The following is a 26,955-nucleotide window of genomic DNA, read 5'->3' on the forward strand; positions in this document are numbered from 1 at the left end:
CGACTCAGCTTGACCGCAACCAGCGCCCGCACCAGAGCGGGACCGCGGTGCAGGCCGGAATAGTCAAGGTGCTCGATGTCAGGGAGAACGTTATGGACCGACTGTGCAAGGTGGCGACGCGCACCGCACAGGTGTTGGTCGTATCGCGCCACGAACCCTATGGATTTGATCCGGCCCAGTTCGGCTCTGGCTGGGAGATTCGCCACATTCAGCAGATCCGCGACCTGAGCCGGGTGGTGCGGGGCAGTGCGCCAATGGCCGGCGTGCTGGATCTAGAGACGGAGTACAGCGATGCCGAGCTGACCCAGCTCGAGCAGAGCCTGCAATACCTGCACGTGATGTGGGTGGCGATCACGTCGTCGCGCATGCTGGAGGACGAACGCGTGCGGCGGCTGATACGCGACTACTGCGTGGACTACGTGCGCACGCCATTTTCGTTCAGCGAACTGCTCTACACACTCAAGCATGCCCATGGCATGGCCTGCCTGCATGGCGCGCGCAGCCACGAACTGATCGGCCACGGCCCCATGATCGGCGAGTGCGCGGCTATGCGCAGCATGTTCCGCTCGCTCGCCAAGGTCGCGCACAACGAGGCGCCCGTCTTTATCTCAGGCGAGTCCGGCACGGGCAAGGAGCTGGCGGCGCAAGCCGTCCATGAAGCGTCGAGCCGGCGCAAGGGACCGTTTGTGGCGATCAACTGCGGCGCCATTCCCCCGCACCTGGTGCAGTCCGAATTGTTCGGCTATGAGAAAGGGGCGTTCACCGGCGCCAACCAGCGCAAGATCGGCTGGATCGAGCAGGCGCAGGGCGGCACTTTGTTTCTCGATGAAATCGGCGACCTGCCGCTGGAAAGCCAGGTGGCCCTGTTGCGCTTCCTGCAGCAAGGCACCATCACCCGGCTTGGTGGGCACCAGTCGATCCCGCTGGATCTGCGCATCATCTCGGCGACGCACGTGGACCTGGTGGCGGCGCAATCCGACGGACGCTTTCGTGCCGACCTGTTCCACCGGCTATGCGTGCTGACCTTGTCGATCCCGCCATTGCGCGAGCGCGGCGAGGACATCCTGTTGCTGGCCAACTCGGTGCTTGCCGAGCATGGCCACGAGGCCCATCGGCGCATTCGCGGATTCTCGCCATGTTCCACCCAGGCCATGATGCAATACGAGTGGCCTGGCAATGTGCGCGAACTGATCAACCGGGTGCGGCGCGCGATCGTGATGACAGATAACCGCAAGATCACCGCGGAGGACCTGCAATTGCACGGCGGCAGCGACTCGCCACGCAAGACCCTGGATGCAATCCGCGAGGAGGCGGAACGCGAGGCGATCCGCACCGTGATGGCGAGCCACGGCTTCCACGTGGTACCCGCCGCGCGCGAACTCAATGTATCGCGTGTCACGTTGTACCGGCTGATGCACAAGCACAATATCCGGATCGAAGCGCATCCCGGCGTTGGCGAATAGCCGGCCGGCAATCAGAGCAGAGGCGGGCCGCGGCCCGCTTTTTCCGTATGGCCTTGGGGTGCTCAGAACGTATAGGGAAAACGCAGCGTCACCGTGTAGTTCGGCGCATCCGGGGTCAGCCCGAGGCCGATCGCGGTGCTCACCGACAAGCCTTTGGTGATCACGTGATTGAAGCCGAAGGTCATGGTCGCCACGTTGGCCCGGCTGCCAATCACGGTCTGCGTGACACCCGCGGTGGTGACCTGCGTGCTCGATGAGATGGCGGCGTTGAAGGCCATCGACATCGACGTGCGGTCGTTGAGCGCCAGCGCGAGGCCGCCGCCGAACCCGATGGTGTCGCCCAGTTTCACATCGGCCGGCGTGACTTGCCCCCGCACCGAGGAGATATCGCTCACCGAGCGCTTGATGTTGTAGGTGTAGCTGGCATTGACGAACAACACCACGGGGTCATAGGTCTTGAGCAGCGACAACCCGGCCGTCACGGCCCACACGCCATTGCCGGTGGGCAACTGGTCGGCGATATTCAGGTTGTTGTTATTGGGATCCGCCGACACCAGCTTGATGCCGAACGGCGAGCGCCCGGTGGGCGCGCGCACGCGGATGCTGCCGACCACGTCGGGCGAGGCACCGCTTTCGCGCAGGAACTGGTAGTACAAGCCCATGCTGATATCGCCAGGCGCCGTCGTGCTCAGCGTGGCATCGGACAGGCTCGAGGCGGAACCGCCCGCGCCGCCGGAGATGAAGTTGGTGTTGCGGTACATCACCGGCAAATCGAAGTCCATCGACAGGCGGTCGGACAGGCCGTAGCGCGCGATGGTGTCGTAGGTGAGCGTGTGCGACTTGGTCTGGTTGAGGTTGATGGTGCCGAGGAAGATGGCGTCCAGCGCGAGGAAGCCGGACAGCGACAGCGCGCGCCGGTCGTAATAGCTGTAGATGAAGCCGGTGTCGATGGTCAGGCGCCGCTCGAACAGCGGCGCATGTTCGCTCTGGTAGACCAGGTCCTTGCTCTGCACGCGCGCCTGTTGCTGTGTCTCGCGCGCATCCGAGCCCACTACCGGCGTGTCCGCGGCGGGCGTTGCGGTGGTGGCGCCGCTTGCGCCAGGGCTTGCGGCAGGGCTTGCGCTTTGTGCCAAGGAGGGAACACCGGCAGCGGTCATTCCGCCGCTGGTGTTCCCGTTGGCACTGCTCCCCGTTCCTGCTACTACCCCCCGTCCGCGCGCCCCGACCATTTCGAGGTCGTTCAGGCGCTGTTCGAGAGCCTTGATGGTCTTGTCTTGTTGCTCGACCAGATGCGTCAGCCGTTCGATCCGCTCGTCGGCGCTGGGCTGGGCACTGACCTGCGCCCACGCGCCAGCCGAGATCAGCGTACCCGCAAGGGTACCCATCAGAGCGGATTTGGTCTTCATCTTTCCCCCCGGAAATCTGAATGGGCGCGAAGCGGGTACGCCGGCCCTGCGCATGCTGGATTATCGTCGCATAGTTGCGATTGCCGCTAGTGCGTCCCGCATGCTGGCCTGCGTCAGTTGCCGGATCGTTGATTGCTGCACCTGCAGCGTGATGTTGGTGAGGTTGAGCACTTGCTGCGCGTCGCCCGTGATGCGCGCCGCCTGCATCAGGCTGCCGCCTTGCGCATTCTGCGTGGCGCTGCCCGCGGCCGACTGGATGGCAAGCGACACGCCGCCGCCTGGCGCGACCGTGGCGCTGGCGGTGATGCCGTTGCCCTGTGCCACTTGCGTTGCCGGGGTGCCAGTTGCCACGCTCGCCGCCGGTGCCGCGATGGGCGCGGTCTGGGTGGTGATGGTGCTGACGTTGCTGACGGCATTGCCGTCGCCGGCGATCTGCGTGATCTGGCCCACGCCCGCCACCTGCACCGCGGAGCTGGCAATGCCGCCATTGCCTTGCACATTGCCCGGGCCAAGACTCTGGACGTGCGCCGACAGGCTCGCCGTGGCCTGCGCCACCGCGTTGCTGGCGGACAGGTTGGCGGCTGCCACGCGCGCGCTTGCCGTGGCGATCGCCGTGTCGTTCTGCCAGCGCGAGACCATCTCGACCACAAAGCCGCTGACCAGGCTCGCACCCAAGTACTTGCCACGCGCGCCGGCCATTTCCGCGTCGCTGACGACCTCCGCCATCTCCGGCGAGGCCATCACGTCGCGGGCATCGTCGGCCACGGTGGATGCCAGCGCAAACGCTGCGTGGCCAGCGCCATGCCGGCGGAGTAGCTCAGGCAAAGGAGGCGCAGCGCGGTGTCCATGTCAGAAGTAGTGAGGGCGGGCGCGGCGAAGTCGAGCAGCGGCGAGTTCGGATCGAACGGGCGGCCCACGATGGCGAACACCAGTCCATTCCAGTTGGCGGCGAAATCCTCCTCCTTGATGATGCGGTTGCCCAGTGCCGGATCGGCCACGAACACGCGTCCGTCGATGGCCTTGCGCACCACCACGAAATGCAGGTAGCCGTTGACGTCAAGCAAGGTGATGACCGGGATCTTGAGTTGCCGCAGGGCGCTGTAATCCACGCGGAACCCCCGTCCGCGCAAGCCCAGCGTCTCGACGTAGTTACGCATGTCGAGCATGGAGAAGCCATTCTTGACCACGGTGTCGGCGTCGGAGATGCGCAGCATGTCCTCGACTATCCTGGGCTCCGCCAGGTCATAGCCATAGCCGTAGCGCAACAGCGTGCCCACCGCGGCGGCGCCGCAACTGAAGTCGAGCTGCTGGCGCATCATGTTCTGGTAGCGCATCTCGAGCATGCTCTTGACGGGCTTCCTGAGCATCGGCTGTCCGTCGATGTCGATAGTCATCGTGCTTTGACCGAAAGCACTGCATGCCGCTGCCAGCAGCACGAATGCCCCGATCACGCGGAATAGCGCGCGCATGACACTTCTCCCCTTGGGCGGGTTGAGCCGGGCCCCCCGGGGTCCTGGCTCTCCTGCCGCGTTTGTGCTCTTGCCGCCGTGCTTAGTGGGTCGCCGTGGAAATGGCGAGCCCGTTGCTCTGTGCGTTGCCGGCCCCGGCGGCGATGTTCACGCCGATGTTGCCCACCGCGTTGGCCAGGGCGCCGCCGTTGAGCGTAGCCGCGTTGTTCGGCCTGCAGCCGCACATCGACAGGTCATTGCCGTAGGTGGTCTGGTCATTGGAAGCGGTTGCCTTGGCCAGCGCGCCGACGGGCTGCCGGCTGCCGCTGCCCATATTGACCGATGCCGCCAGCGCGTTGCTCTGCAGGTTGCCGGCGCCTGCCGCGATGTTCACGCCGACGTTGCCCTTGGCACCGGCGAGCATGTTGTCGCCCATGCTGGCGCTGTTTGCGGCACCGACCATGTGCATGCTGTTATCCCCGGTCTTCTGGCTGGAGAACACCTGCGCCGAGGCGAAGACATCCGACGCATCGATGCTGGCCAGCGCGGCCTGGTTGGATTGCCCGTTGCCTGCGCCCGCGGAGATGTTCACGCCGATATTGCCTTGCGCATTGAACAGCGCGTTGCCGCCGCCGAATGCGCTGTTGGTGGACGGGCCGATGCGCACGTGATTGTCACGCGCGCTTTGCTGGCTGTTGACCACCGCGCCTGACTCGGACCTGAAGTGGATATCGCCCCAGGCAAAACCGAAGCCACGGACATAGATGTCGTTGCTGATGGCTGTCTGGCTATAGATATCGGCGTCGTCCGGCCGGTCGAAGTAACTGAAGCCGCCTGCGAAGGCGCTGGTTGAAAGCACAACTCCTGCTGCGATGGCGAGGATTTTCGTTCTCATGATTTTCTCCTTCCCTGCTTAGAAAAAAGTGCCCGCCGGGGGACGGAGCACAAAAACGTTGGACGAGACATTCCCCGATCCTGCCGTCTGGTTCAGCTGCACCAGGCCCGTTGCGTTGCGGTAGCCATCTGGCAGGATGACTGCCTCGCGCGGACCCGTTGCGCGGCCCGCTGAACCCGGGCGACTTCCTCCGGCCGATTCCGCGGCTAGCAAGCCGTCGGAGATGGCCTCCATCTTTACGCTGGCGGCCGGCGCCAGCACTGCCGCATTGAGCTGCACGTTGCCGTTGCCGCTGGCCACGTTTGCCGAGAGCAGCCCGCTGCCGTTGGCGAAGGCACCGCCACCGATCTGGCTGACGGCGCCGGTCGCAGGCATGGTCGCGCCGGCACGCTGCTGCGATTGCACGTCCGCGCCGCCACCCGCGATGGCGGCCTGGTTGCTTTGCGCATTGCCGCTGCCTGCGGCCAGGTTCACGGCGGCGCGCCCGGCAACGCCGGCGAGCGCGCCCGCATCGATGCGTGTGCTGTCGGTGGCGGGGCCCTGGACCTGCGCGTGGAGCGGCAGGCAGGCAAGCATCAGGCCGGCAAGCAAGGCCGCATGGTTGCCATGCGCGGTGTGGACGCGGGTCATGGCCGGCCTCCCACCGCAAGCGGCGCCAATCCGTGCAGCAGGGCGCCAGTCATGTTGCCGGTAGCCTGCGCGACCTGGCCGGCGATGCCGCCCGAAACGCCTCCAGCGCCGCTGCCATTGGCCAGGCCCTCGATCTGGCTGGGCACCAGGGCCAGCCGCCCGGTGGCCGACTGGCTGGCACCGGACACGGTGGTGCCGGCCGCGTTGCGGCCTACCGCGGCAGCGAGATCGCTGTCGGTCAGGTCGCTGGCCACGGCGGCGGTGGATTGCTGGAAACGTGCGGACGGAAACGGCTCGACGGCGGCGGCTATCGGCATGTCCCCCTGCGGTATGCCGCGATAGGCAATACGCGGCTCGACGCTGCGCAGAACGACGATATCGCCTGGTTCTGCAATCGCGGAGAAGGAAGCAAGGGCGGCGACAAAAGCTGCAAGACCGATGGCGCAGGCCGCGCCAGCCGATACGAACGCCTCCGTGCTGTCATTCGCGCTGGCGGCTGACGCATGGCTGAACTCACTCCCGCGTTGTACGACTCGTCGCGTCATTTTTTTATGTCTCCCTGTAGCGAACAGAGCGACAAGCGTGCCAATACCCTGCAATCGAGCGCTGGCAACGGTTTGCGGGTGGTGCGCAAGAGCGCGCGGAAGTTCCCGCATAGAGGACGAACATTTTGGTTGCAGCGCTGTAACGCGGCATTGCCGACGATGCCGGTGCAAAGCGATTGCCGATTGGGCGCACGACCATGCTGAGTCAGGCACGACGACGGGCCATGCGCGCCCGCAGGGGCAGGCCGGCGCTGGTTGCATCGCTGAAACAGGGCAGCGGCCGGCGAGCGTGCCTGCCCGCCTGTGGTGCTGGCGGCAAGGCGGGCGGCCCCGGTCGTTTTCGCCTCGCCTGCGCCGCTTTACGCACGGTTGGGGGCGCGCGGCCCTGTACGCAGAAACGGGTACGCTCCGGGCTTGCAGGAGCGTGATGCGCGGGCCGGCGGCATTGGCCTGGGCGCGCCGTTGCGAAGCTGTCGATGCTCAGGCCGACAGTACGAACAAGGCTGGTGGCGCGAGGGGCGCCGGCGCGGTGCCGGCCATGTGCCTGGCCAGTGCACCGGAGATCGGCTTGGGTCCCGGCTGGCTGCGCTCGCAGCCAGCAGCGGCGAGCAGGCCAAGCGCCAGGAAGATGGCGGTGCCAAGGCGGCGGAGGGTTTTCCGGTTCATGGTGCCTCCTTCTGGTTGTCGAAAAGGTTGCGTGCGGGAGGACGGCACCCGGACGGTCGGTGTTTGCAGTCAACCGCTCCGGTGGCGCCGTTCACCCCCGGCGAGAGGGCGCGTAGCCCGTCTTTTTTCAGTCTAGCCGCTCGCCGCCCGGACCGGGCCGGAACCGGGGCGCGAGCCGTGCCCCGGCGGCTTGGGCAAAGCGCGGGATGGGCTGTATCATGAACCTTGGAACGGATAACAAAACGGGAGAAGGCCTCGTTGGAGTCCCATCATGCTGCGCTACGCCGTGGTTTTTTTCGTCATCGCCCTGATCGCGGCGGTGTTTGGCTTCGGCGGCATCTCCGCCGCGGCGGCCGAGTTCGCCAAGATCCTCTTCATCATCTTCCTCGTGCTGTGCGCGGTGTCGCTGATATGGGGCCTGAGCAAAGACCGGAGCTAGGGCAGTCTGCCGGACCCTTTAGCCGCCCGGCCAATAACGGGATCCACGCTTGAATCCAGCAGATTCTCCCGAGCAGTCCGTGGACCGCACGCCTCCCAAGCGACGCGCTCGCGGCATCGGCCACTGGCTGCCCGATCGTCACACCGCCGCGCGCACGGTCAGGGTATTGCTGGCCGCAGTCAGCGCGTGGCTGGCGCACCGGGCCGCCAGCAAGGGCGCGGCGCTGTCCTTCTACATGCTCTTCTCGCTGGCGCCGGTCCTGGTGCTGGTGATTTCCATTGCCGGTATTTTCTTTGGCGCGGAAGCGGCACGGGGCGAGATCTTCGCCCAGATCGACGATCTTGTCGGCTCCCAGGGCGCGGCCGCCATTCAGGAAATCCTTGCCGCCACGCACCGTTCGGGCGGCGGCGGGCTGGCCGCCGCCATCGCCACCGGCATCCTGTTTGTCGGCGCCACCAGCGCCTTCGCGGAGCTCAAAGGCAGCCTCGACGAGATCTGGGAGACCCCAGCGCCGCAGGGCGCCGGCTGGCAGCAATTGCTGCGCGCCCGCTTGCTGTCGTTCAGCCTGGTGCTGGTGCTGGCCTTCATGCTGCTGGTGTCGCTGATCGTCAATGCCGCGCTGGCGGTGGTCGACCGGTTTTGGGGGCAGATGTGGACACAATCGTGGTTTGCGCCGGTGGCCGACGCGATCTCCACGGCATTTTCATTTGGCGTGGTGACCCTGCTGTTCGCCGTGATCTTCAAGATGCTGCCGAATGCCCGCATTGCCTGGCGCGACGTGGTCATGGGCGCCGTCATCACCGCCTTGCTGTTCTCGGTGGGCAAGCGGCTGATCGGCCTTTACCTGGGCAATAGCGCCGTGGCTTCGTCCTATGGGGCCGCGGGTTCGGTGGTCGCGCTGATGTTGTGGGTGTATTATTCGGCACAAATTTTCTTCTTCGGCGCCGAGCTCACCCGCCAATACGCGCTGCAATTCGGCAGCTTGCGGGGGCAAAGCGCCTGTCCGCCGCCCGATCCGCGCGCGGCCGGTCCCGCGAACCGGTAAAATACGGCCCGATTCCCTTCGTGCATGCCCGCAGTGCCCGGCCCCCGACCGCAAGCTGATGGTCGCGCCGGCCCCTGGCGCCGGTCCGCTGCGCCCCGGGCCCTTATTCATCTTCTGTTTGCCGAATCCACTGCCGTGAGCTCGCTCGTATCCGAAATTGCGCGTCGTCGCACCTTTGCCATCATTTCGCACCCTGACGCGGGTAAGACGACCCTGACCGAAAAACTGTTGTGGTTCGGTGGCGCCATTCAGGTCGCGGGCGAAGTGCGCGCGCGCAAGGCCGACCGCCATGCCACCTCCGACTGGATGGAGCTGGAAAAGCAGCGCGGCATCTCGGTGACTTCCTCCGTGATGCAGTTCCCGTACCGCGAGAACATCATCAACCTGCTCGACACCCCGGGCCACGAGGACTTCTCCGAGGACACCTACCGCACGCTGACCGCAGTGGACTCCGCGGTGATGGTGATCGACTCGGTCAACGGCGTGGAAGCGCAGACCATCAAGCTGCTCAACGTCTGCCGCCTGCGCGACACGCCGATCATCACCTTCATCAACAAGCTCGACCGCGAAGGCCGCTCGCCCATCGAGCTGCTCGATGAAATCGAGGACGTGTTGAAGATGCAGTGCGCGCCGATGACCTGGCCGATCGGCATGGGCAAGGCCTTCCGCGGCGTGTACCACCTGATCGACGACCGCGTGCAGCTGTTCGACCCGCACGGCGAGAAGGGCACCTCGGCCATGGTCCAGGGCCTGGACAACCCGGAGCTGGACCGCGTGCTGGGCACGCAGGCCGAAGAGCTGCGCATTGAGATCGAACTCGTGCGCGGCGCCTCCCACGCGTTCGACAAGGACGCGTTCCTCAGCGGCAAGCAGACGCCGGTGTACTTCGGCTCCGCCGTCAACAACTTTGGCGTGCAATCGCTGCTCGACGCATTGTGCGAGCTGGCGCCGCCGCCGCAGGGCCGCAATGCCGAGTCGCGCGCGGTGGAGCCGCAGGAGCCCAGGTTTACCGGCTTCGTGTTCAAGATCCAGGCCAACATGGACCCGCGCCATCGCGACCGCATCGCGTTCGTGCGCGTCTGCTCGGGCCGCTTCGAGCGCGGCATGAAGGTGCAGCACGTGTCCACCGGCAAGACCATGGCCATCAATAACGCCATCACCTTCATGTCGCAGGACCGCAATACGACCGAAGAGGCGTACGCCGGCGACATCATCGGCGTGCCCAACCACGGCACCATCCGCCTGGGCGATGCGTTCAGCGAGGGCGAGGCGCTCAAGTTCACCGGCATCCCGTCGTTTGCGCCCGAGTTCTTCCGCCGCGCGCGGCTGAACAACCCGCTCAAGGTCAAGCAGTTGCAAAAGGGCCTGCAGCAGCTGGCGGAAGAGGGCGCGACGCAGATGTTCCGCCCGATCGCCTCCAACGACCTGGTGCTGGGCGCCGTCGGTATCCTGCAGTTCGATGTGGTGGCGCACCGCCTGGAGCACGAGTACGGTGTCGACGCGATCTTCGAGTCGCACGACTGCGCCACCGCGCGCTGGCTCAAGGGTGACCCCGCGGAGATCGACAAGCTGATCGAGAAGGCAGGCCACAATGTGGCGCTCGACGGCGCAGGCGATCACGTCTACCTGGCGCCCAGCATGGTCAACCTGCGCCTGACGCAGGAGCGCTTCCCCAAGCTGCAGTTCATGGAGACGCGCGAAATCGTCTGATTTTCGCGCCGCTGGCGCGATCCGGCGCAAGCGCCGCCCGCCCGGGCGACGCGTTTAATCCTGGCGCAGCAGGTAGTGCAGGACCAGCGCGCCGCCGGAGCACAGCACCACGGCATTGACCATGCGCAGGAACTGCTCGCGCGACAAGCGCAGCGTGATCCTGCGCCCGGCCCACAGGCCCAGCGCCATCGCCGGCGCGAGCAGCAGCGCCAGCTTGATGATGGCCGCGCCCGCATACACTCCCGCCAAGGCAAACAGGACCAGCCGCGTCAGCGTACTCACGCCGATCAGCGTGGACTGCGTCATGCGCATGGCGTCCTTGCCCAGCCGGCCCGACAGGTAGATCGCGTAGAGAAAGCCGCCGCTGCCGAACATGGCCGAGCACACGCCGCCGCCCAGGCCAAAGGGCAGCGCGGCGCGTGGCGTAAAACCGGTGGGCCGCCTGCCGGCGAGCGACCAGATCGCATACCCTATCGCGAACGCGCCAAGCAGCAGCGGCAGCAGGTCAGATTGCAGCTTGAGCAGCAGCGCGGCGCCTGCCAGGCTGCCGGCCAGCATGCAGGGCAGCAGCCGTACAAGCTCGGCGCGGTCGGCCGCGCGGCCATCGCGCAGCAGGGCAAAGGCGGCGGCCGTGCAGTCCATCAGCGCCAACAGCGGCACGATCTGGCTCACCGGCATCAGGTAGGCCAGCAGCGGCCCGGCCACCAGCGCGGTGCCGAAGCCCGCCATGCCGAAGATCACATAGGCGCCGGCAATCGCCATGCACATGGCGAGGTAGGCGGGCAAGGAAACACCGGGCAGCAGGGCGGTCAGGTCCACGGGCATTGGCATCAGCATCAGGGTTGCGTGCCTCACAGCATAGGGACGCGTGCGTGCGCGGACCAATATCAAAGCGCCCCGCGATCTATCGCAAGGCGGCATGGCAGCGCGCTGGGCGCTGCGCGCGCGCCATGGCACACTGCGCGCACGATCCAGGCCGCCGCGAGCCCGCCCCATCAATGAACCTGCCCCATCAATGAGCCTGCCCCATCAATGAGCCTGCCCCATCAATGAGCCCGTCCCTCAAGCAGCTACGCTACTTCGTTGAAATCGTCGATGCCGGCAGCTTCAGCCTGGCCGCCGAGCGGCTTTTCATCGCGCAGTCGGCGCTGAGCCGGCAGATCAAGGAGATGGAGGGCATGCTGCAGGTGGTGCTGCTGGTGCGTAAGCCGCGCCATGTGGAGACCACGCCGGCCGGCCGCGCCTTTCTGCAAGCAGCGCGCCGCATACTCGCCGAGCTGGCCGAAGCCTCGGCGCAAGCGCGCCAGGTCGAGCGTGGCGAGCAAGGCACGGTGCGCCTGCTGCATTCCAGCTCGGTACCGCTGACGCCGGCCTGCACGGCGGTGTTGCGCGAATACCAGGCCAAGCATCCTGGGATACGCTTCGAGATCTCGCAGGCGTCCAGCGAACAGCAGGCGATGGAGATCGAAGAGGGCCGCGCCGATCTGGGCCTGGCGCGCGAGCCGCTGCTGCGCCGGCTGCCCGGCGTCGAGGCCGCTGCGCTCTATGAAGAACACCTGCAACTGGTGGTGAGCACCGCGCATCCGCTTGCGCACGCGCACCGCGTTGCGTTGGAGAGCTTGCGGGAGGAGCCCTTTGTGTCGCTGCCGCACCCGGACCGGGGTGGCCTGAGCCATCGTGTGGCGCAGTGCTGCCTGGAGCGCGGCTTCTATCCGCGCGCGGCGGCGGCGATCTCGCGCAAGCAGTCGCAGCTTGCGCTGGTGGAGGCCGGGTTTGGCGTGGCCTTGATGCCGGCTTCGCTCGCACGCTTGGCACCGCCGGGCGTGCGCTGCGTACCGCTGGCCGATGCTGGCTGTGATACGCGCGTGCTGCTGCTGTCGCGCCGCGACGCCGCGCCAGCCGCCGCGGCGCTGGCGCAGAGCCTGCGTGCGGCGCTATCGCCCCGGTCGTCGCCTCAGTAAGCCAGCGAGGCCTGGACGTAGAACGTGCGTGGCATGCCCACGTACTTGCCCGCGTTGTTGTCTGTGGAGCGGGTGAAGTGGCGGCGGTCGAACAGGTTCTGCGGGCCATAGCGTACCGAGCCCGCGCCGCGCACGCCCACGTTCAGCGAGATATCGCTGCCGCGGGTACCGGCATTGAGGGTGCTTTCGGCGCTGAAAGCCCCTTGGGCTGCCGGGTCAGGCGTGGTTGCCGGTGTGGCCGCGCGCGCGGACAGGGTCAGGCAAAGCACGGCAGCGCCGATGGCGGCGCTGGAGAGCTTGAAGGTGGGCTGCAAAATGGAATTCCTGGGAAGCGCCAGTGTGGATCCGTGCATCCGCCGCATCGAGGGCTCGTATTATAAATGCGAATCATTATCGTTTGTGCGGCTTGTGTTTTCCCTGTGGCGACATTGCATCATTGTTGATACATGAAAGGCGGGCGGGACGTGATGCATGCGCCTGCATGCACGCTGTGGCTCGGATAGAATTCGTGCCAGCTTTGCCCCGCCGCCCGTCCCGTCCCGTCATCACCGCCATCCATGTCGATCCCTGCTTCCGTTCCGGCCCCCGAGCCGGACTCAGTCTTCCGCGACCCCTCATTTCGGCTGTTCTGGTTTGCCCGCCTGTGCACCACCATCGGCTACCAGATCTTTACGGTGGCGGTGGGCTGGCAGATCTACGATCTCACCCGCGACCCGTTCATGCTTGGCATGGTGGGGCTGGTGCAGTTCCTGCCTTCGGTGATGCTGCTGCTGATGTCCGGCCATGTGGCCGACCGCTTCGACCGGCGCCTGATCGTGCGCACCTGCCAGACGCTGGAAGCGCTGATCGCAGTGTCGATGGCGGTGGCGAGCTGGTCGGGCTGGATCACGCGCGATCACATCTTCGTGTTCGTGGCCCTGATCGGCGCCACCCGTGCCTTTGAAACGCCGACCCTGCAAGCGCTGCTGCCTAGCGTGGTCACGCCGCGCCTGTTTCCGCGCGCGGTGGCGTTGTCCAGCTCCGCCACGCAGACCGCCATCATCATCGGCCCCGCGCTGGGCGGTTTCGCCTACGTGGCCGGCCCGGGCGTGGTCTACGCCATCAGTGCCACGCTGTTCGCCGTGGCCGCCTGCCTGGTCACCGCGCTCAAGCTGCGCCAGGCCGCGCAGCGGCTGAGCACGCCGGTCAGCATCGCCACGCTGTTCGCGGGGGTTTCGTATATCCGCAGCCGGCCGGTGCTGCTCGGCGCGATTTCGCTGGATCTCTTTGCCGTGCTGCTGGGCGGCGCTACCGCGCTGCTGCCCATCTACGCGCGCGACATCCTGCATACCGGCCCCTGGGGCCTGGGCCTGCTGCGCTCGTCGCCCGCCATCGGTGCATTGGCGACCGCGCTGTGGCTCGCCCACCATCCGATGAATCGCCGCGTGGGAAGCGTGATGTTCGGCGCCGTGGCCGTCTTCGGCGTGGCGACGATGGTGTTCGGCATCTCGCACTGGCTGCCGCTGTCGATGGCGGCCCTGGTCGTGCTTGGCGCCTCAGACATGATCAGCGTGGTGGTGCGCTCCACGCTGGTCCAGCTCGATACGCCAGACGATATGCGCGGGCGCGTGGGCGCGGTCAACTCGGTCTTTATCGGCGCGTCCAACCAGCTTGGCGAGTTCGAGTCCGGCGTGACGGCCGCGCTGTTCGGGCCGGTTGGCGCGGTGCTGCTTGGCGGCATCGGTACGCTGCTGGTAGTGGTGGTGTGGATGCGCCTGTTCCCCTCGCTAGCCTCGCGCGACCGCTTGCACGACCACCCCGTCACGGCCTGAAACAAGGTCTGACCCGGCCGGTCCGAGCACCGGCCGGGTGCAGCGCCCGTTCTTCCTCCGCACCCAAAGCGTACCCAATTCTGCGTGCCCCAACGCAGCGGTGCCGCGCGACTCTCCCTGCCAAAAAAAAGCAATTCAAAGACCACCCCGGCGAAATTTTTTCCAATCGGGGCTAGCCCTTGCCCACGCAGGGCTGGCGCGGATTCGCCAACCTGCCGCCGCGCATCCCGGGGAAACCAATCGCCCCGGCATTTGTCCTGAAAGTATCGTCAATTTCAATCAAATACAGGTAATTATCCCGCATCAAGTCAGACCCAGCGGGCATGCCAGCGTACTGCGCCATGCGAAAACAATGCAGGGCGCGGTGCGCCGGTTTTGGTAGCCCGCACACCACCAGTGACAGGAGAGTGAGCAATCATGTGTGGCATTGCAGGAGAACAACACCTCGATCAGGTCGTGGGCGCCCGGCATGCCCTCGCCAACGGCGCGATCTACAGCCTGATCGCCGGCATGCCCGCAGAAACGGGTACGCCCGACCTGCGCACCCATGCCATCGGCTTAGAAACCGCAGGCAGCGAGGCCACGAAGCGCAGCCGAGCGCCTTGCCGGCCTGCCGTTCTCGTTCGCGGCCTGATGCCACGCTCGTGCGTATCCACCACTTCACGATCAAGAGCGTACCAACCTCTTCCTGAATCCATTCGAAGCGAACCATGAACCCGCCCGCATGCAGACACTGAAGATCGATCCGCTTTACCTCAAGACCACGCTGTCGGAGCAGCGCCCCGCCCCCGCCCCCGACCCCGACCCCGACCGCGCCATCGTGGCCCACCTCGGCACGCTCGGTATTCCCGGCCATCGGGACGTGTTCCGCTTCTATCATTCCGATGTGGGTGCGGCGCAGAGTGCCGGGCACGATGTGCGTACCACATTGCTTTGCTTTGGCGCCGACGTCTCGCATGGCCATGGGCGCACACGCTTGTCCGTGCCGGTGCACCTTGCGCAATCGCTCACCAGCCCGATCCGGGCCGGCTCGTGCAGCGAAACACCGCTGCCCGACGCCGGGGAACCGGTGCATCGCAGTCGCGCCGCCGCGGCATCGTGAGCCGCGCATGAGCAACCTTTCCACACTGATCGCCGGAGCCGAATCCATGAACCTGAACTTCATCGAACCCCAGAAGCTGGAGGCAGCCTGGGCCTACCTGCTGCAACTGGTGGTGCAGCAAGGCCTGAACTGCATCGCTGCCGTGCTGATCCTGATCCTGGGCTGGTGGCTCTCCGGGCGCGCCCGCGCGGCGGTGCTGCGCGCGTTCGACCGGCCGGCAGTGGATGCCACGCTGCGCCCCATGCTGGCCAGCGTGACGCAATGGATCGTGCGCGTGATCACGGTGGTGCTGGTGCTGTCGCAATTCGGCGTGCAGACCGCCAGCATCATCGCCATGCTCGGCGCGGCCGGCCTGGCCATCGGCCTGGCGCTGCAAGGCACGCTGCAGAACATTGCCGCGGGCATCATGCTGGTGCTGCTGCGGCCGTTTCGCGTGGGCCAGTACATCGATGCGCAGGGCGTGGCCGGCACCGTTCGCGAGACCGGCTTGTTCATGACCGAGCTGACCACCTCCGACGGGGTTTGCCTGCGCGTGCCCAATGGCAAGATCTGGGGCAGCGCCATTACCAACTACAGCGAGAATCCCACCCGCCGGCTCGACATCGAAGTCACCGTCACCTTTGGCGCCGACATCCAGGCCGCCCTCGATGCGCTGCGTGCCATGCTCGCGGCTGAGGGCCGCATCCTGGCGGACCCGGCCTCCGAGGTCATGGTGATCAACTATGCTGCGCAGGGCGTTACGCTCAACGTGCGCTGCTGGGTTGCCGCCGGGGATTACTGGAACGTGCGCTTCGCCTTCTACCACCGTATCAAGCAGGTGCTCGAAGCCGCCGGTTGCGCGCTTGCCGTGCCGGTGCGGGAATGGCGCGTGCCCGAGGACGCGCAAGTGGCCGCGCCCGTGGCACCCAATCCCGCGCATCGCTTGAGCTGACCCATCTGCCCGCGTTGCTTGCGCCGCCGCGGCGCGAAAGCACCCCGGCGGCGATCCTCTTTTGTGGCGCCCGCGTTTGCGCGCCATCGCCTGTTTCCTTCTCTTCGCCCCATTGGGTCTTTCACCGGTATCCGCGTCCCGCCGCTGCGCGTGGCGGAACACGGCATGTCTTCAACCTCTGGAATTGGATTTGCTGCCTGCACACAAGCTCGAACTGAACCCCGCCGCACGCAAGCCACCAAGCTTGCGCACAGTCCCTCCCGCCAACGATGGCTTCTCGCCTGACGCACCACGCAGAATGCTTGCGCGCTGCCTGCCGGCGCTGGCTTGCGCCGCCGTGCTGGGGCCCGCCGCGCCGGTGGCGCACGCGCAGGGCAGCCTCCAGCTGTACGGGTTCGCCGACGTCGGCATCTTCCGTCCCGCGCCCGGCCAGCCCACTCAGGTCGGCACCATGCAGCGCAGCTTCATCGGCCTGCGCGGCAGCGAAACGCTGGCCCCCGGCTGGGCCGCCACCCTGAACCTGCAAACGCGTTTCGACATGGGCAATGGCGGGCTTGAAGCCAGCGGCGCCACGCCGTATTTCCAGGGCGAATCCACCGTTGGCATCAGGTCGCCCTACGGCGCCCTGCGCCTCGGCCGCGCGCTGACGCCGATGTGGCAATACGACTGGCAGTACGACAGCGGGGACAATTTCAACCGCGTGAGCTCCGTGGCGTGGTACGTGTACCATCCGTCCTATCGCACCGATCCGTATCACAACGGCCCCGCGGGCGAATACTCGCGACTGAACAACGGCGTGTTCTACGACTCGCCGAAATGGGGCGGCATGCACGTGCATGTTTCCGCCGGCGTGGAGAAGAACGAAACGCCGGACGCCGCCGGCAACCGGGACCGCACGCGGCCGCTGGCGGCCTCGCTCAACTACGATGCCGGGCCCTGGTCGGCGATGCTGACGGCGGAGCGCAATGCGGCGTTCGACAACACGTGGTTCGCCGGACTGGCCTACGCGTTCGCCAAGGTGCGGCTGATGGCCTCGTACAGCCAGACGCGTCTGAGCGCCGCGAGCCAGGCCTTCCTTGGCGACGCCAGCGCCAGGCGCAGCGCCGCCACGCTTGGCGTCAACTGGCGCGTGGGCGCCTATACGCTCAAGCTCTCGGGCGCGCGCGATTTCCAGGGCTATGGCACGGCGGGCGCCACCGGCTACGTCACCAGCGGGGTGGATTACGCGCTATCGAAGCGCACCACGCTGTATGGCGCGGTGTCGTATCGCCACAGCCGCGACGCAGGTGGCGGCGCCGGGTTCGGTGCCGGCGTCAGCCACAGCTTCTAGGCCGCGCACAAGCCATCCCCCGTCAGCCTTCCTCGGCAAACAGCGAGCACGCCCCGGCTTCCGCCGTGCTGACGTGGCGGCGGAAATTGGCAAACAGGTCGCGTCCCACGCCATGCCGGTTGGCGGACAGATCGGGCGGCGTCACCGCGCGCGCGGCCCATTCCGCGTCCGGCACCAGCACCGTGAGCACGCCCGCATGCGCGTCCACGCGCATCGGGTCGCCATCGCGCACGCGGGCGATGCCGCCGCCGCTCAACGCCTCCGGGCACACGTGGATGGCGGCCGGCACCTTGCCCGACGCGCCGGACATGCGCCCGTCCGTCACCAGCGCCACGTGGAAGCCACGATCCTGCAGCACGGTCAGCGTAGGGGTGAGCTTGTGCAGCTCTGGCATGCCGCAGGCGGCCGGCCCTTGCCATGGCAGCACCGCGATAAAGTCCCGCTCCAGCTCGCCGCGCTTGAACGCTTCGATCAGCGCGTCTTGCGTATGGAACACCATTGCCGGGGCCTGCACGACGTGGTGCTCGGGCTTGACCGCCGAAATCTTCAGCACGGCACGGCCGAGTTTGCCGTCGAGCAGCTTGATGCCGCCTTCCGGCGCGAAAGGCTGGCTGGCGGGGCGCACGATACTGTCGTCCAGCGTCGCTTCGGGCCCGTCGATCCAGGTGAGCTGGCCGTCGCGCAGCACCGGCTCGCGCGTGTAGTCGGCCAGGCCCTGGCCGACCACGGTGGTGACATCGTCGTGCAGCAGGCCGAGCTGCAGCAAGCCGCGAATCACCAGCCCCAGCCCGCCAGCGGCCTGGAACTGGTTCACATCCGCGCTACCGTTTGGATACACGCGTGCCAGCAGCGGCACGACTTCAGATAGCTCCGCGAAATCGTCCCAGCTCAGCACAATGCCCGCGGTGCGCGCCATCGCCACCAGGTGCAACGTATGGTTGGTGGAGCCGCCGGTGGCCAGCAGGCCGACGATGCCGTTGACGAAGGCGCGCTCGTCGAGCACGTCCGCCACCGGCGTATAGCGATCGCCGCCGTGCACCAGGCGCAGCGCCTGGCGCGCGGATTCGCGCGTGAGGGCTTCGCGCAGCGGCGTGTTGGGATTGACGAAGGCGGTGCCGGGCAAGTGCAGGCCCATGATCTCCATCAGCATCTGGTTGGAGTTGGCGGTGCCGTAGAACGTACAGGTGCCGGGACCGTGATACGACTGGCTCTCCGCCTCCAGCAACTCGGCGCGGCTGAGCTTGCCCTCGGCATAGCGCTGGCGCACGCGCGCCTTTTCTTCATTGCCGATGCCGGTGGTCATGGGGCCGCCCGGCACGAAGATGGCAGGCAGGTGGCCGAACGACAGCGCGCCCATCACCAGCCCCGGCACGATCTTGTCGCACACGCCGAGGTACAGCGCGCCATCGAACATCTGGTGCGACAGCGCTACCGCGGTTGACAGCGCGATCACATCGCGCGAGAACAGCGAGAGATCCATGCCGTCCTGCCCCTGCGTCACGCCATCGCACATGGCGGGTGTGCCGCCGGCGAACTGCGCGGTGCCGCCGGCCTCCAGCGCAGCCTCCTTGAGCCATTGCGGATATTCCGCCAGGGGCTGGTGGGCCGACAGCATGTCGTTGTACGAGGAGACGATCGCCAGGTTGGGGCGCTCCTGCGCTTTCAGGCGGATCTTGGCTTGCTCGGGCATGGCCGCCACGGCGTGCGCCAGGTTGGTACACGAGAGCTGCGCGCGCTCCACCTTCTGCCCCGCCATGGCACGGGTGCGATCCATGTAGGACTGGCGCGTGGCGGCGCTGCGCGCCTTGATGCGGGCGGTGACCCGCTCCAGTACTGGATGACTTGGCATGGGGATCTCCTGCGTGGGATGCTTTTTTTCAGCCTAGTGCACTTTGGGGAGGGGTGCACGGTTGGCGCGCGGTTGGCGCAAGTATGGGGCGCTGCACGTTTTCTCCACAAGTGCTAGACTCCGCTCCATTCTCTGGAGTTCAAACGACATGAAGCAAGCAGCGCAACGCCCCGCCATCGCAGCGTTTGCCGCGGCACCTTACGGTGAACGCGTGCTGCTGGCTATTCACGCCTAGTCTTCCGAGCGTCCCGCCCGGAAGGCTGCAAGGCCAGTTCCGGGAACGACGAAACCGATCATCGCCAACCCCGGACGGCCCGCAGGCCCGCCGGGGTTTTTTTTGTTTCGCCACCATCTGACACGCCATGCGTACCTACGACAAGTTGATTGCCACGATTCAAACCGGCCAAGGGAACGGGAGCTTGCGCTCGTCCCTTGGTGCGGTAACGGCGTCGTCTGGCGTAGTCACCGAGACCATTGCGTGCCGCATGCGGCATGCCGGCGCCGCCTCGCAAGCGATCCCATAGCCTCCTGGCTGCACGTGCAGTCCGGGAGGCCTCGCAGATCGCCTCCCAGGGACCACAACACCCTGGCAGGCACGCACCCGCCAGGGTGTTTGCATTCAGGCAGCCCATCATGGAAAGCAGAAACGAAAGCAGGAAAGAAAGCAGGAAACTCAGGAACATCGGCATCATTGCCCACGTGGACGCAGGCAAGACCACCACCTCGGAACGCATCCTGTTCTACACCGGTGCCAGCCACCGGCTGGGCGAGGTGCATGACGGCGCCGCCACCATGGATTTCGATCCACAGGAGCAGGCGCGCGGCATCACCATCAACAGCGCGGCCACCACCGTGTTCTGGCGCGGGCACCAGATCAACCTGATCGATACTCCGGGCCACATCGATTTCAACATCGAGGTGAATCGCTCGCTGCGCGTGCTCGACGGCGCCGTGGTGGTGTTCGACGGCGTGGCTGGCGTGGAGCCGCAGACGGAGACCAACTGGCGCCTGGCGGACCGCTATCGCGTGCCGCGCCTCGCCTTCGTCAACAAGCTGGATCGCACCGGCGCGGATTTCCTGCGCGTGGTCGGCATGATCGAGGACCGCCTCGGCGTGGTGCCGCTCGTACTGCAGTTGCCGATCGGCAGCGAAGGCGATTTCACCGGCGTGATCGATCTCGTCACCATGCAGGCCCTGCTATGGCAGGGCGGCGCGGGCACGACCGGATACGTGACGCGGGCCGTGCCGGCCGCGCAGGGGGAGCAGGCGGCCGTATGGCGCGAACGCTTGCTGGAAACCCTGGCCGAGCATGACGATGCCTTGCTCGAGGATTATCTCGCTGGCCGCGTGCCGGCCGGGGACGCGTTGCGCGCGGCCATCCGGCGCGCGACGATCTCTGGCGCCGTGGTGCCGGTGCTGGCGGGATCGGCCTTCAAGAACAAGGGCGTGGAGCCGCTGCTAGACGCGGTCACGGCCTACTTGCCGGCGCCCGGCGAGGTGGAGCGCCACGAAGTCAGCGCGGATGCGGACCAGCCGCTGGTGGCGCTTGCCTTCAAGGTGGTGCACGACTCGCATGGCACGCTGACCTTCGTTCGCCTGTATCGCGGCAGGCTTGCCGCCGGGGACACCGTGCTCAACGCCGGCAGCGGCAAGCGCGAACGCGTGGCCCGGCTGTACGAGATGCACGCCGACCGCAAGCAGGAGCGCGATGTTGCCGTGGCGGGCGATATCGTGGCGATCGTCGGCCTCAAGGCCACCATCACCGGCGATACGCTGACCGATCCGGCGCATCCCGTGGTGCTGGAGAGCATCGAGTCGCCCGAACCGGTGATCGACGTGGCCATCGAGCCGAAATCGCAAGCGGACCAAGCCGGCTTGTCACGCGGCTTGCAGGTGCTGGTGCAGGAAGACCCGAGCCTGCGGCTGCGGCAGGACCCGGAGAGCGGCCAGACGCTGCTGTCCGGCATGGGCGAACTGCAACTGGAGGTCACGCTGGAAAAACTGCGCACGCGGTTCAACGTCGAGGTGACGGTAGGCCGCCCGCAAGTGGCTTATCGCGAAACGCTGACACGCGCTGCCGATGCCCGCTATCTGCATCGCAAGCAAAGCGGCGGGCCGGGCCAGTTCGCGGAAGTGCAACTGCGTTTCGAGCCGCTGGCGCGCGGAGAGGGCCTGCAGTTCGAGAGCCGCATCACCGGCGGCGCGGTACCGCGCGAGTTCGTGCCGGCGGTGGAAGCCGGCATCCGCCGCGTGGCAGCGCAAGGCGTGCTCGCGGGCTACCCGGTGGTCGATTTCAAGGCCACCTTGCTGGACGGCAGCTACCACGAGCGCGATTCCTCGGCGCTGGCCTTCGAGGCCGCCGCGGCGGCGGCGTTTCGCGAGGCCGCGCGCGATGCGCGGCCCGCGGTGCTGGAGCCGGTGATGGCCGTGGAGGTGGTGACGCCCGCGGATCATGTGGGCGACGTGATCGGCGACATGCAGCGGCGCCGGGGCCTGGTGCGGGGGCAGTCGCAGCGCGGCGGCGATGGCGGCGGCAATACGGTGGTGGTTGAAGCGCATGTGCCGTTGGCCGGCATGTTCGGCTATATCGGCAGCTTGCGCGCGCTGACCTCAGGGCGCGCAAGCTTTGCGATGCAATTCGATCACTATGCGGTGGCGCCAGCGCGGGCGGTGGCTGAGGTCCCCAACTGACGGCAGGCGTTGAATGGGCGGGCACCGGCTTGGTGTCCGCCCTTTTTTGTTCAGCGCCGGCTCGTGGGGCTGGTGATGCCCGCTCAGACGTCGACGATCACCAGCGTCCCGTGGCTGCCCGGCAGCACGGCATGCGCGATGCCGGCCAGGGCGAGGTACATCTCTCCCGGCCGGACAACGACGGTTTCGTCCTCCGTTTGCAAAATGAGCTGTCCGCTCACGACAAACAGGCCTTCGTTGTAGTCGTGCATCTCGGCTTCATACGCCTGCTCATCCATCCTGAGGACTTTGATGCGGGCAGGCCCGACCTGCCCCACGACGACGGACTTCCAGGCGGTCGGCAGACCAGCGGCAAGGGCGTCAAACCGAATCAGCGGCACAAGCGTGTCTCCAGGTGCAGCGGGCTTAGCCGCGCTTGGGGATATCCAGCCCCCTGGCCACCGCGGGACGCGCAAGGAAGGCATCGAGCGCGCGTGTGACGTGGGGGAAATCCTTGATGCCAACCAGCTCGCCGGCTTCGTAGAAGCCGATCAGGTTGCGCACCCAGGGGAAGGTGGCGATATCGGCGATGGTGTAGGCATCGCCCATGATCCAGGTCCGGTCCGCGAGGCGGCCATCCAGCACCGCAAGCAGGCGCTTCGCCTCCGCGACATAGCGGTCGCGCGGGCGCTTGTCCTCGTACTCCTTGCCCGCGAACTTGTTGAAGAACCCAACCTGCCCGAACATCGGCCCGATGCCGCCCATCTGGAACATGAGCCACTGGATGGTCTCGTAGCGGCCGGCTGCATCCTGCGGGATGAACTGGCCGCTCTTGTCGGCCAGGTAGATCAGGATCGCGCCGGACTCGAACAGGGCAAGGGGCTTGTCGCCAGGGCCGTTGGGATCCAGGAGCGCGGGAATCTTGTTGTTCGGGCTGATTGACAGGAATTCCGGCGTGTACTGGTCATTGGCGTCGAAGCGCACCAGGTGCGGCTCGTAGGGCAGCCCGGTCTCCTCCAGCATGATCGAGATCTTGACGCCGTTCGGCGTGGGCAGCGAATAGAGCTGGATCCGCTCGGGACGCAGGGCGGGCCATTTGTTGGTGACGAGGAACGCGGAAAGATTGCTCATGGAGATCCGTTCTGGCTGGGGTGGGCTGGTTTGGCTGATGCGGTGGGGACAATCGATTGGCTCGAGCCGTGACGGCCCGGTGCCGCTGATCATCATCGCGCGGGCAGGACGAAAGATTGCCGGCGCGACGCCTGTTCGCGCAGGCGCAGGGTCACTTCGGCTTGTCGCCGTTGTCCGGCGACGTGATGCCGGCGGCCACGAGGCAATCGCGCAGGTGCTTGATTTCCTGCTTGGCGCACACATTGCCGTGATGCGGGTGGTGCAGGTAAAACTCGTACTGGTTGAGCACAACCCGGAAACGCGCGCCCTGGATCGGTTCCACGCTCGCCCCGAGTTGCTGCAGCAGGGACTCGACTTCGCGCCAATGAATATTGTTGCTCAGCGGGTGGCTGAAGATGGACTGCAGGAGGCTGCGTGATTTGTGGCTCATGGCGCGGGTCAGGCATCGTCGGCGGCAATAGCCGTAGCATACAAGAGAGGGTGCGTTGCTGCTTGCATGTGCGTTGCGCAAGGTTTGCGCGCGGCGCCATTCAATCCTTGCCCATCGCCAGGTAGGCGCGCGGCGTGGTGCCCGTGTAGCGCCGGAACAAGGCGATAAAGCTGCTGACGCTCGTGTAGCCCAGCCCGAGCGCCACGGCGGTGACGCTCTCACCGGCAACCAGCCGCTCCATGGCCGCGAGCATGCGCAATTGCTGGCGCCATTGCGCCAGGCTCCAGCCGGTGTCGGCCTGGAAGTGGCGCGTCAGCGTGCGGCGGGCCATGCCGATGCGCGCCGCCCAGCCATCCAGCCCGGTGTTGTCGTCGGGGTTTGCCAGCAAGGCCGTGGCCATGCGCAGCAGGCGCGGCTCCTGCGGCATGGGCAGGAACAGCGTTTGCGCTGGCTGGCGGGTGAAGTCATCGGCAAACACCGCGAGGTAATGCTCGCGCACCGGCCCGGCTGGCGGGCCGGCCTGCACCAGCGTGTCGAGCAAGGCCGCCAGAAGCGGCGACAACCGCACCACCTTGAGCGCCGCAGGCATCGCGGCACGGCTCCAGGCCTCGTCGAAGTACAGGCTCATGCCGGTCATGGCCCCGTGAATGCTCGCGCCGTGCGATTCGTACGGCGGCACCCAGCCGATGCAGCCGGTCGGCATCAGCCAGCGGCCGCCGCCGGCTTCGATCACGACCACGCCGGATTTCACCGTAAACAACTGCCCCTGCGCATGCTGATGCGGCACTTGCTCGCGCGAGGCGCCGTGCGCGAGCTCGCGGATTTCCCGTAGCGACATCGCTTTGGCCCGTTTCGAACATAAGTTGGCATTCTATCGTTAGTTCGCATTGCGGCAAGTGCCTAGACTGGCTGCACCAACCACCCCAGGAGCGATCCATCATGAACGCCGATGTCAAAACGCCAACCCTCCCCGAACGCCTTGGCCAAGCGGTGCCCGGCGTGCTCGATAGGCTGACCGCCCTGCTCGCCGGGCAGGGCCGGTGGCTGCGTGCCGGGCAACCGCTGAGCGCGCCGGCCGATTTCGACGCGTTGCGCGTGGCGTTCGATCACCACAGCGGCACTGTGGGTTCGGTGCTGAAAAAAGCCCTGCTGGAGCGCTGGCCGGAGATCCCGTTCTCCGACAAGGAGCTGGAGAGCGGCGCGCAACAGGCGCCGGAATTTGCCGACGCCTACTGGGTCTGCGATCCCATCGACGGGGCCTTGCACTACCTGAGCGGCTTGCCGGGCTGGACCATCGCACTATGCCTGGTGGTGCGGGGCGATCCGGTCCTCTCGCTGGTGCACGATCCGGCCACCGGCCGCACTTATCGCGCGGTGGCAGGGCAGGGCGCCGACTGCGATGGCCAGCCGTTGCGGGCCAACGCGCGCGCGGCGCTGACAACAGCGTTGATTGCCACGGCGCATCCGAACTGGCCGGGGCAGGTGCGCGGCGACACCGCGGATTTCCTTGAGCGCTTTGGCCGGATATTGCCGCAGGTGTTCGGCCAGCGTGTGCATGGGCCTACGTCCTTGTTGCTGGCACTGGTGGCGCGCGGCGCGCTCGACGGCTACTGGGAGTGCGGACAGGACTATTACGACTGGTTGCCCGGTGTCCTGCTGGTGAGGGAGGCGGGCGGCACGGTGACGGCGCTCGATGGCAAGCCACTGACCTGGGGTTGCCAGGGGATCGTGGCGGCCGGGGCGGCCATGCATGGCGTGCTGAGCGCGGCGCTGTCGGGAGAGTGCGCATGAAGCCGGGAGCCTTGCCGCCCGATGGGGGTGTCTGATGTTTTTGCTGCCCCCTCGGGCGGTAGACACGGTTACACCGGCGTCTCTGATCTGGCGGCCGCGCTATGACTACTACCGCGTGGGCGTGGCCCTCATTGCGGTGCCTGCCCAGCTTGCGCTGCATCGCGATAGCGTTCGCGCAGCGCTCGCCGGTTCATCTTGCCCACGGCGGTCTTGGGCAGTTCGCTGGCGAACAGTACGCGGCGCGGCTTCTTGTATGCGGCAAACTGCGCCGCGACGTGCTGGACCAGTTCCGCTGCCAGCGCATCGCTTGCCGCTTGCCCGGCGTGCAACACGACCACGGCGGTGACGGCCTCCACCCACTTTTCGTCGGGCAGGCCGATCACGGCGCATTCGTGTACCGCGGGGTGTGTCAGCAGCGCGTTCTCGACTTCGCCGGGGTACACGTTGTAGCCGCCGCTGACGATCATGTCGGAGGTGCGGTCCTTCAGGTGCAGGAAGCCGTCGGCGTCGAATACGCCGATGTCACGCGTGCGTACCCAGCCGCCGGGCAGGAAGGTCTGCGCGGTGAGTTCGGGGGCGTTGTGATAGCCGGCCACGCCAAACGGCGCGCGGATCGCGATTTCGCCGGGCTGGCCGGGCGGCACGTCGCGGCCGGCTTCGTCCAGCAGGCGCATTTCCACTTCCAGTGCCACCTGGCCGCAGGCGCCGAGCCGTTCGCCGTGATGGTCCTCCGGGCGCAGGACGGCGAGGCACAGCGGCGCTTCGGTCTGGCCATAGTACTGCCAGAAGCGGTGCTGGCCCCAGATCGCCATGGCGCGCTCGATCACCGTGCGCGGCATGGGCGAGGCGCCGTAGATGACGTAGCGCAGCGCGTCGGCCTTGCAGGCAGCCATGGCCGGCAGGCTCACCAGCATCTGCAGCATGGTCGGCACCAGGTTGATGGCGGTCACGCGTTCGCGCTCGATGGCAGCGAGGAAGCTCGCGGGCTCGAAGCCCGGGAGGATGACGGTCTTGCCGCCGCGCAGCCAGAACGGCAGCACGAACACGCCACTGGCATGGATCAGCGAAGCGGCATGCAGCATCACGTCGTCGGGCGTGGCGGGCAGCAGGTTGAGCAGTACGTTGCGGCAGATCGCCGCGTAGGACGCTTGCGTATGCCGGGCGGCCTTGAGCGTGCCTGTGGTGCCGGAGGTAAACAAGGTCAGGATGACGTCGTCTTCGGCGACCTGCACCTGAGGATCGGTGGCGGGCTGCGACTGTGCCGCCGCGAGCAGGTCGGCGCCGCCTTCCAGGCTTGTGCCCAGGCCAAGACAGGCAAGTTCCGGCAACGCCTCGTGCAGCGCTTGCGCGCGCTCGGCGAGATCGGGGCCGAACACCAGCATCCGGCAGCCGGTGTCTTGCAGCATGCGCTGGTGCTCGGCCAGCGCCAGGCGCGCGTTCAGCGGCACGCGGTTGAGCGCGGCCTTGACGCAGGCGAAGTCCAGCGGGACGCTGTGCAGGCCGTTGTTGAGCAGCAGCGCGACGCGCTCGCCGGGGGCGGCGCCAGCCGCCTGCAGCGCGTGGGCAAGGCGCGCGCTGAGTGCGTCGACTTCGGCAAACGTCAGGCTTTGCCCGCCGAAGGCGATGGCGGTGCGGGGGCCGTGCTGGGCCGCGCCGCGGCGGATCAATTCAAGCGTGGTCGGGGCCATCTGGCTGTCTCCTC

The 26,955-nt window shown here is 66.8% G+C and carries 27 protein-coding genes; 13 read left to right on the plus strand and 14 right to left on the minus strand.

The genetic code is table 11. The annotated features are described in order from the left end of the window. Positions 1–92 precede the first annotated feature (92 nt). A complete protein-coding gene (locus tag OR16_RS16395; protein WP_006159060.1) occupies positions 93–1,463 on the plus strand; it encodes a sigma-54 dependent transcriptional regulator in 1,371 nt (456 codons plus the stop codon). Positions 1,464–1,525: 62 nt separating this feature from the next. Here the strand turns inward: OR16_RS16395 and OR16_RS16400 are convergent, their stop codons facing one another. The 7 genes from OR16_RS16400 to OR16_RS16430 form a co-directional block, all read right to left on the minus strand. Continuing rightward, positions 1,526–2,869 carry a hypothetical protein gene (locus OR16_RS16400; RefSeq protein ID WP_050982998.1) on the minus strand — a complete coding sequence of 448 codons (1,344 nt, stop codon included), beginning with the start codon at positions 2,867–2,869 and terminating at the stop codon, positions 1,526–1,528. Between the two features lie 60 nt (positions 2,870–2,929). Then, the gene (locus OR16_RS16405; RefSeq protein WP_006159062.1) at positions 2,930–3,634 is read right to left on the minus strand and encodes a hypothetical protein; all 705 of its coding nucleotides are present in this window, start codon (positions 3,632–3,634) and stop codon (positions 2,930–2,932) included. Next, on the minus strand, positions 3,610–4,338 hold the full coding sequence (locus tag OR16_RS16410; RefSeq protein ID WP_006159063.1) for a C39 family peptidase: 729 nt from the start codon (positions 4,336–4,338) through the stop codon (positions 3,610–3,612). The genes OR16_RS16405 and OR16_RS16410 overlap by 25 nt, the downstream gene beginning before the upstream one ends. Before the next feature lie 82 nt (positions 4,339–4,420). Beyond that, positions 4,421–5,212, minus strand: coding sequence for a hypothetical protein (locus OR16_RS16415; RefSeq protein ID WP_006159064.1), 792 nt, complete (start codon positions 5,210–5,212; stop codon positions 4,421–4,423). Between the two features lie 18 nt (positions 5,213–5,230). Next, a complete protein-coding gene (locus OR16_RS16420; protein ID WP_006159065.1) occupies positions 5,231–5,842 on the minus strand; it encodes a hypothetical protein in 612 nt (203 codons plus the stop codon). After that, on the minus strand, positions 5,839–6,387 hold the full coding sequence (locus tag OR16_RS39775) for a hypothetical protein (RefSeq protein ID WP_006159066.1): 549 nt from the start codon (positions 6,385–6,387) through the stop codon (positions 5,839–5,841). The genes OR16_RS16420 and OR16_RS39775 overlap by 4 nt, the downstream gene beginning before the upstream one ends. Before the next feature lie 480 nt (positions 6,388–6,867). Next, positions 6,868–7,053, minus strand: a complete 186-nt coding sequence (locus OR16_RS16430) for a hypothetical protein (protein WP_006159067.1) — start codon at positions 7,051–7,053, stop codon at positions 6,868–6,870. A gap of 271 nt (positions 7,054–7,324) precedes the next feature. On the opposite strand from OR16_RS16430, the gene OR16_RS41335 reads away from it, so the two are divergent. The 3 genes from OR16_RS41335 (at position 7,325) to OR16_RS16445 (ending at position 10,247) form a co-directional block, all read left to right on the plus strand. Further along, complete coding sequence (locus OR16_RS41335; RefSeq protein ID WP_006159068.1) at positions 7,325–7,492, plus strand: DUF1328 domain-containing protein; 168 nt, start codon at positions 7,325–7,327, stop codon at positions 7,490–7,492. A gap of 79 nt (positions 7,493–7,571) precedes the next feature. Then, positions 7,572–8,537, plus strand: a complete 966-nt coding sequence (locus tag OR16_RS16440; RefSeq protein WP_006159069.1) for a YihY/virulence factor BrkB family protein — start codon at positions 7,572–7,574, stop codon at positions 8,535–8,537. A 135-nt stretch (positions 8,538–8,672) separates the two neighbouring features. Further along, positions 8,673–10,247, plus strand: a complete 1,575-nt coding sequence (locus OR16_RS16445; RefSeq protein WP_006159070.1) for a peptide chain release factor 3 — start codon at positions 8,673–8,675, stop codon at positions 10,245–10,247. A gap of 54 nt (positions 10,248–10,301) precedes the next feature. On the opposite strand, the gene OR16_RS16450 is transcribed toward OR16_RS16445, so the two are convergent. After that, positions 10,302–11,084, minus strand: a complete 783-nt coding sequence (locus OR16_RS16450) for a sulfite exporter TauE/SafE family protein (protein ID WP_006159071.1) — start codon at positions 11,082–11,084, stop codon at positions 10,302–10,304. Positions 11,085–11,296: 212 nt separating this feature from the next. Here OR16_RS16450 and OR16_RS16455 point away from each other — a divergent pair, with 212 nt between their 5' ends. Beyond that, complete coding sequence (locus OR16_RS16455; protein ID WP_006159072.1) at positions 11,297–12,208, plus strand: LysR family transcriptional regulator; 912 nt, start codon at positions 11,297–11,299, stop codon at positions 12,206–12,208. Here OR16_RS16455 and OR16_RS16460 read toward each other — a convergent pair. After that, positions 12,202–12,522: a hypothetical protein gene (locus OR16_RS16460; protein ID WP_006159073.1), complete on the minus strand. Its 321-nt coding sequence runs from the start codon at positions 12,520–12,522 to the stop codon at positions 12,202–12,204. The two genes, OR16_RS16455 and OR16_RS16460, sit on opposite strands and share 7 nt — an antisense overlap. Positions 12,523–12,765: 243 nt before the next feature. Between OR16_RS16460 and OR16_RS16465 the strand changes: the two genes are divergently transcribed. The 5 genes from OR16_RS16465 (at position 12,766) to OR16_RS16480 (ending at position 17,382) form a co-directional block, all read left to right on the plus strand. Then, positions 12,766–14,019, plus strand: coding sequence for an MFS transporter (locus OR16_RS16465; RefSeq protein WP_006159074.1), 1,254 nt, complete (start codon positions 12,766–12,768; stop codon positions 14,017–14,019). Positions 14,020–14,436: 417 nt separating this feature from the next. Beyond that, positions 14,437–14,733, plus strand: a complete 297-nt coding sequence (locus OR16_RS42900) for a hypothetical protein (RefSeq protein WP_100227897.1) — start codon at positions 14,437–14,439, stop codon at positions 14,731–14,733. Between the two features lie 10 nt (positions 14,734–14,743). Further along, on the plus strand, positions 14,744–15,121 hold the full coding sequence (locus tag OR16_RS16470) for a cellulase M and s (RefSeq protein WP_006159075.1): 378 nt from the start codon (positions 14,744–14,746) through the stop codon (positions 15,119–15,121). Positions 15,122–15,167: 46 nt separating this feature from the next. Continuing rightward, positions 15,168–16,052 carry a mechanosensitive ion channel family protein gene (locus OR16_RS16475; RefSeq protein ID WP_043420054.1) on the plus strand — a complete coding sequence of 295 codons (885 nt, stop codon included), beginning with the start codon at positions 15,168–15,170 and terminating at the stop codon, positions 16,050–16,052. A 190-nt stretch (positions 16,053–16,242) separates the two neighbouring features. Beyond that, positions 16,243–17,382 carry a porin gene (locus tag OR16_RS16480; protein ID WP_141639880.1) on the plus strand — a complete coding sequence of 380 codons (1,140 nt, stop codon included), beginning with the start codon at positions 16,243–16,245 and terminating at the stop codon, positions 17,380–17,382. A gap of 22 nt (positions 17,383–17,404) precedes the next feature. On the opposite strand, the gene edd is transcribed toward OR16_RS16480, so the two are convergent. Then, positions 17,405–19,231, minus strand: coding sequence for a phosphogluconate dehydratase (gene edd, locus OR16_RS16485; protein ID WP_006159078.1), 1,827 nt, complete (start codon positions 19,229–19,231; stop codon positions 17,405–17,407). Positions 19,232–19,864: 633 nt separating this feature from the next. Between edd and fusA the strand changes: the two genes are divergently transcribed. Beyond that, complete coding sequence (gene fusA / locus OR16_RS16490) at positions 19,865–21,922, plus strand: elongation factor G (RefSeq protein ID WP_043420008.1); 2,058 nt, start codon at positions 19,865–19,867, stop codon at positions 21,920–21,922. Between the two features lie 83 nt (positions 21,923–22,005). Here fusA and OR16_RS16495 read toward each other — a convergent pair whose 3' ends face one another. Continuing rightward, the gene (locus OR16_RS16495) at positions 22,006–22,302 is read right to left on the minus strand and encodes a cupin domain-containing protein (protein ID WP_006159080.1); all 297 of its coding nucleotides are present in this window, start codon (positions 22,300–22,302) and stop codon (positions 22,006–22,008) included. Between the two features lie 25 nt (positions 22,303–22,327). Further along, positions 22,328–23,032 carry a glutathione binding-like protein gene (locus OR16_RS16500; RefSeq protein ID WP_006159081.1) on the minus strand — a complete coding sequence of 235 codons (705 nt, stop codon included), beginning with the start codon at positions 23,030–23,032 and terminating at the stop codon, positions 22,328–22,330. Between OR16_RS16500 and OR16_RS44095 the strand changes: the two genes are divergently transcribed. Further along, positions 23,031–23,450, plus strand: a complete 420-nt coding sequence (locus OR16_RS44095) for a hypothetical protein (RefSeq protein ID WP_158001363.1) — start codon at positions 23,031–23,033, stop codon at positions 23,448–23,450. The two genes, OR16_RS16500 and OR16_RS44095, sit on opposite strands and share 2 nt — an antisense overlap. 112 nt (positions 23,451–23,562) lie before the next feature. Here OR16_RS44095 and OR16_RS16510 read toward each other — a convergent pair whose 3' ends face one another. Next, positions 23,563–24,300 (minus strand): helix-turn-helix domain-containing protein, encoded by a 738-nt coding sequence (locus tag OR16_RS16510; protein ID WP_006159083.1) that lies wholly within the window; start codon positions 24,298–24,300, stop codon positions 23,563–23,565. Between the two features lie 101 nt (positions 24,301–24,401). Here OR16_RS16510 and OR16_RS16515 point away from each other — a divergent pair, with 101 nt between their 5' ends. Then, positions 24,402–25,253: an inositol monophosphatase family protein gene (locus OR16_RS16515; protein WP_006159084.1), complete on the plus strand. Its 852-nt coding sequence runs from the start codon at positions 24,402–24,404 to the stop codon at positions 25,251–25,253. A gap of 128 nt (positions 25,254–25,381) precedes the next feature. Here the strand turns inward: OR16_RS16515 and OR16_RS16520 are convergent, their stop codons facing one another. After that, the gene (locus OR16_RS16520) at positions 25,382–26,941 is read right to left on the minus strand and encodes a class I adenylate-forming enzyme family protein (protein WP_006159085.1); all 1,560 of its coding nucleotides are present in this window, start codon (positions 26,939–26,941) and stop codon (positions 25,382–25,384) included. Positions 26,942–26,955 lie beyond the last annotated feature (14 nt).

The organism is Cupriavidus basilensis OR16, assembly GCF_000243095.1.
GTDB classification, from domain to species: domain Bacteria; phylum Pseudomonadota; class Gammaproteobacteria; order Burkholderiales; family Burkholderiaceae; genus Cupriavidus; species Cupriavidus basilensis_D.

Excerpts from the sequence above, each read along its gene's own strand:
- OR16_RS16395 (WP_006159060.1), top strand. The coding sequence starts at position 93 with ATGGACCGACTGTGCAAGGTGGCGACGCGCACCGCACAGGTGTTGGTC.
- OR16_RS16400 (WP_050982998.1), bottom strand. The coding sequence starts at position 2,869 with ATGAAGACCAAATCCGCTCTGATGGGTACCCTTGCGGGTACGCTGATC.
- OR16_RS16410 (WP_006159063.1), bottom strand. The coding sequence starts at position 4,338 with ATGCGCGCGCTATTCCGCGTGATCGGGGCATTCGTGCTGCTGGCAGCG.
- OR16_RS16415 (WP_006159064.1), bottom strand. The coding sequence starts at position 5,212 with ATGAGAACGAAAATCCTCGCCATCGCAGCAGGAGTTGTGCTTTCAACC.
- OR16_RS16420 (WP_006159065.1), bottom strand. The coding sequence starts at position 5,842 with ATGACCCGCGTCCACACCGCGCATGGCAACCATGCGGCCTTGCTTGCC.
- OR16_RS39775 (WP_006159066.1), bottom strand. The coding sequence starts at position 6,387 with ATGACGCGACGAGTCGTACAACGCGGGAGTGAGTTCAGCCATGCGTCA.
- OR16_RS16430 (WP_006159067.1), bottom strand. The coding sequence starts at position 7,053 with ATGAACCGGAAAACCCTCCGCCGCCTTGGCACCGCCATCTTCCTGGCG.
- OR16_RS41335 (WP_006159068.1), top strand. The coding sequence starts at position 7,325 with ATGCTGCGCTACGCCGTGGTTTTTTTCGTCATCGCCCTGATCGCGGCG.
- OR16_RS16450 (WP_006159071.1), bottom strand. The coding sequence starts at position 11,084 with ATGCTGATGCCAATGCCCGTGGACCTGACCGCCCTGCTGCCCGGTGTT.
- OR16_RS16455 (WP_006159072.1), top strand. The coding sequence starts at position 11,297 with ATGAGCCCGTCCCTCAAGCAGCTACGCTACTTCGTTGAAATCGTCGAT.
- OR16_RS16465 (WP_006159074.1), top strand. The coding sequence starts at position 12,766 with ATGTCGATCCCTGCTTCCGTTCCGGCCCCCGAGCCGGACTCAGTCTTC.
- OR16_RS42900 (WP_100227897.1), top strand. The coding sequence starts at position 14,437 with ATGTGTGGCATTGCAGGAGAACAACACCTCGATCAGGTCGTGGGCGCC.
- OR16_RS16470 (WP_006159075.1), top strand. The coding sequence starts at position 14,744 with ATGCAGACACTGAAGATCGATCCGCTTTACCTCAAGACCACGCTGTCG.
- OR16_RS16475 (WP_043420054.1), top strand. The coding sequence starts at position 15,168 with ATGAACCTGAACTTCATCGAACCCCAGAAGCTGGAGGCAGCCTGGGCC.
- edd (WP_006159078.1), bottom strand. The coding sequence starts at position 19,231 with ATGCCAAGTCATCCAGTACTGGAGCGGGTCACCGCCCGCATCAAGGCG.
- fusA (WP_043420008.1), top strand. The coding sequence starts at position 19,865 with ATGGAAAGCAGAAACGAAAGCAGGAAAGAAAGCAGGAAACTCAGGAAC.
- OR16_RS44095 (WP_158001363.1), top strand. The coding sequence starts at position 23,031 with ATGGAGATCCGTTCTGGCTGGGGTGGGCTGGTTTGGCTGATGCGGTGG.
- OR16_RS16500 (WP_006159081.1), bottom strand. The coding sequence starts at position 23,032 with ATGAGCAATCTTTCCGCGTTCCTCGTCACCAACAAATGGCCCGCCCTG.
- OR16_RS16510 (WP_006159083.1), bottom strand. The coding sequence starts at position 24,300 with ATGTCGCTACGGGAAATCCGCGAGCTCGCGCACGGCGCCTCGCGCGAG.
- OR16_RS16515 (WP_006159084.1), top strand. The coding sequence starts at position 24,402 with ATGAACGCCGATGTCAAAACGCCAACCCTCCCCGAACGCCTTGGCCAA.
- OR16_RS16520 (WP_006159085.1), bottom strand. The coding sequence starts at position 26,941 with ATGGCCCCGACCACGCTTGAATTGATCCGCCGCGGCGCGGCCCAGCAC.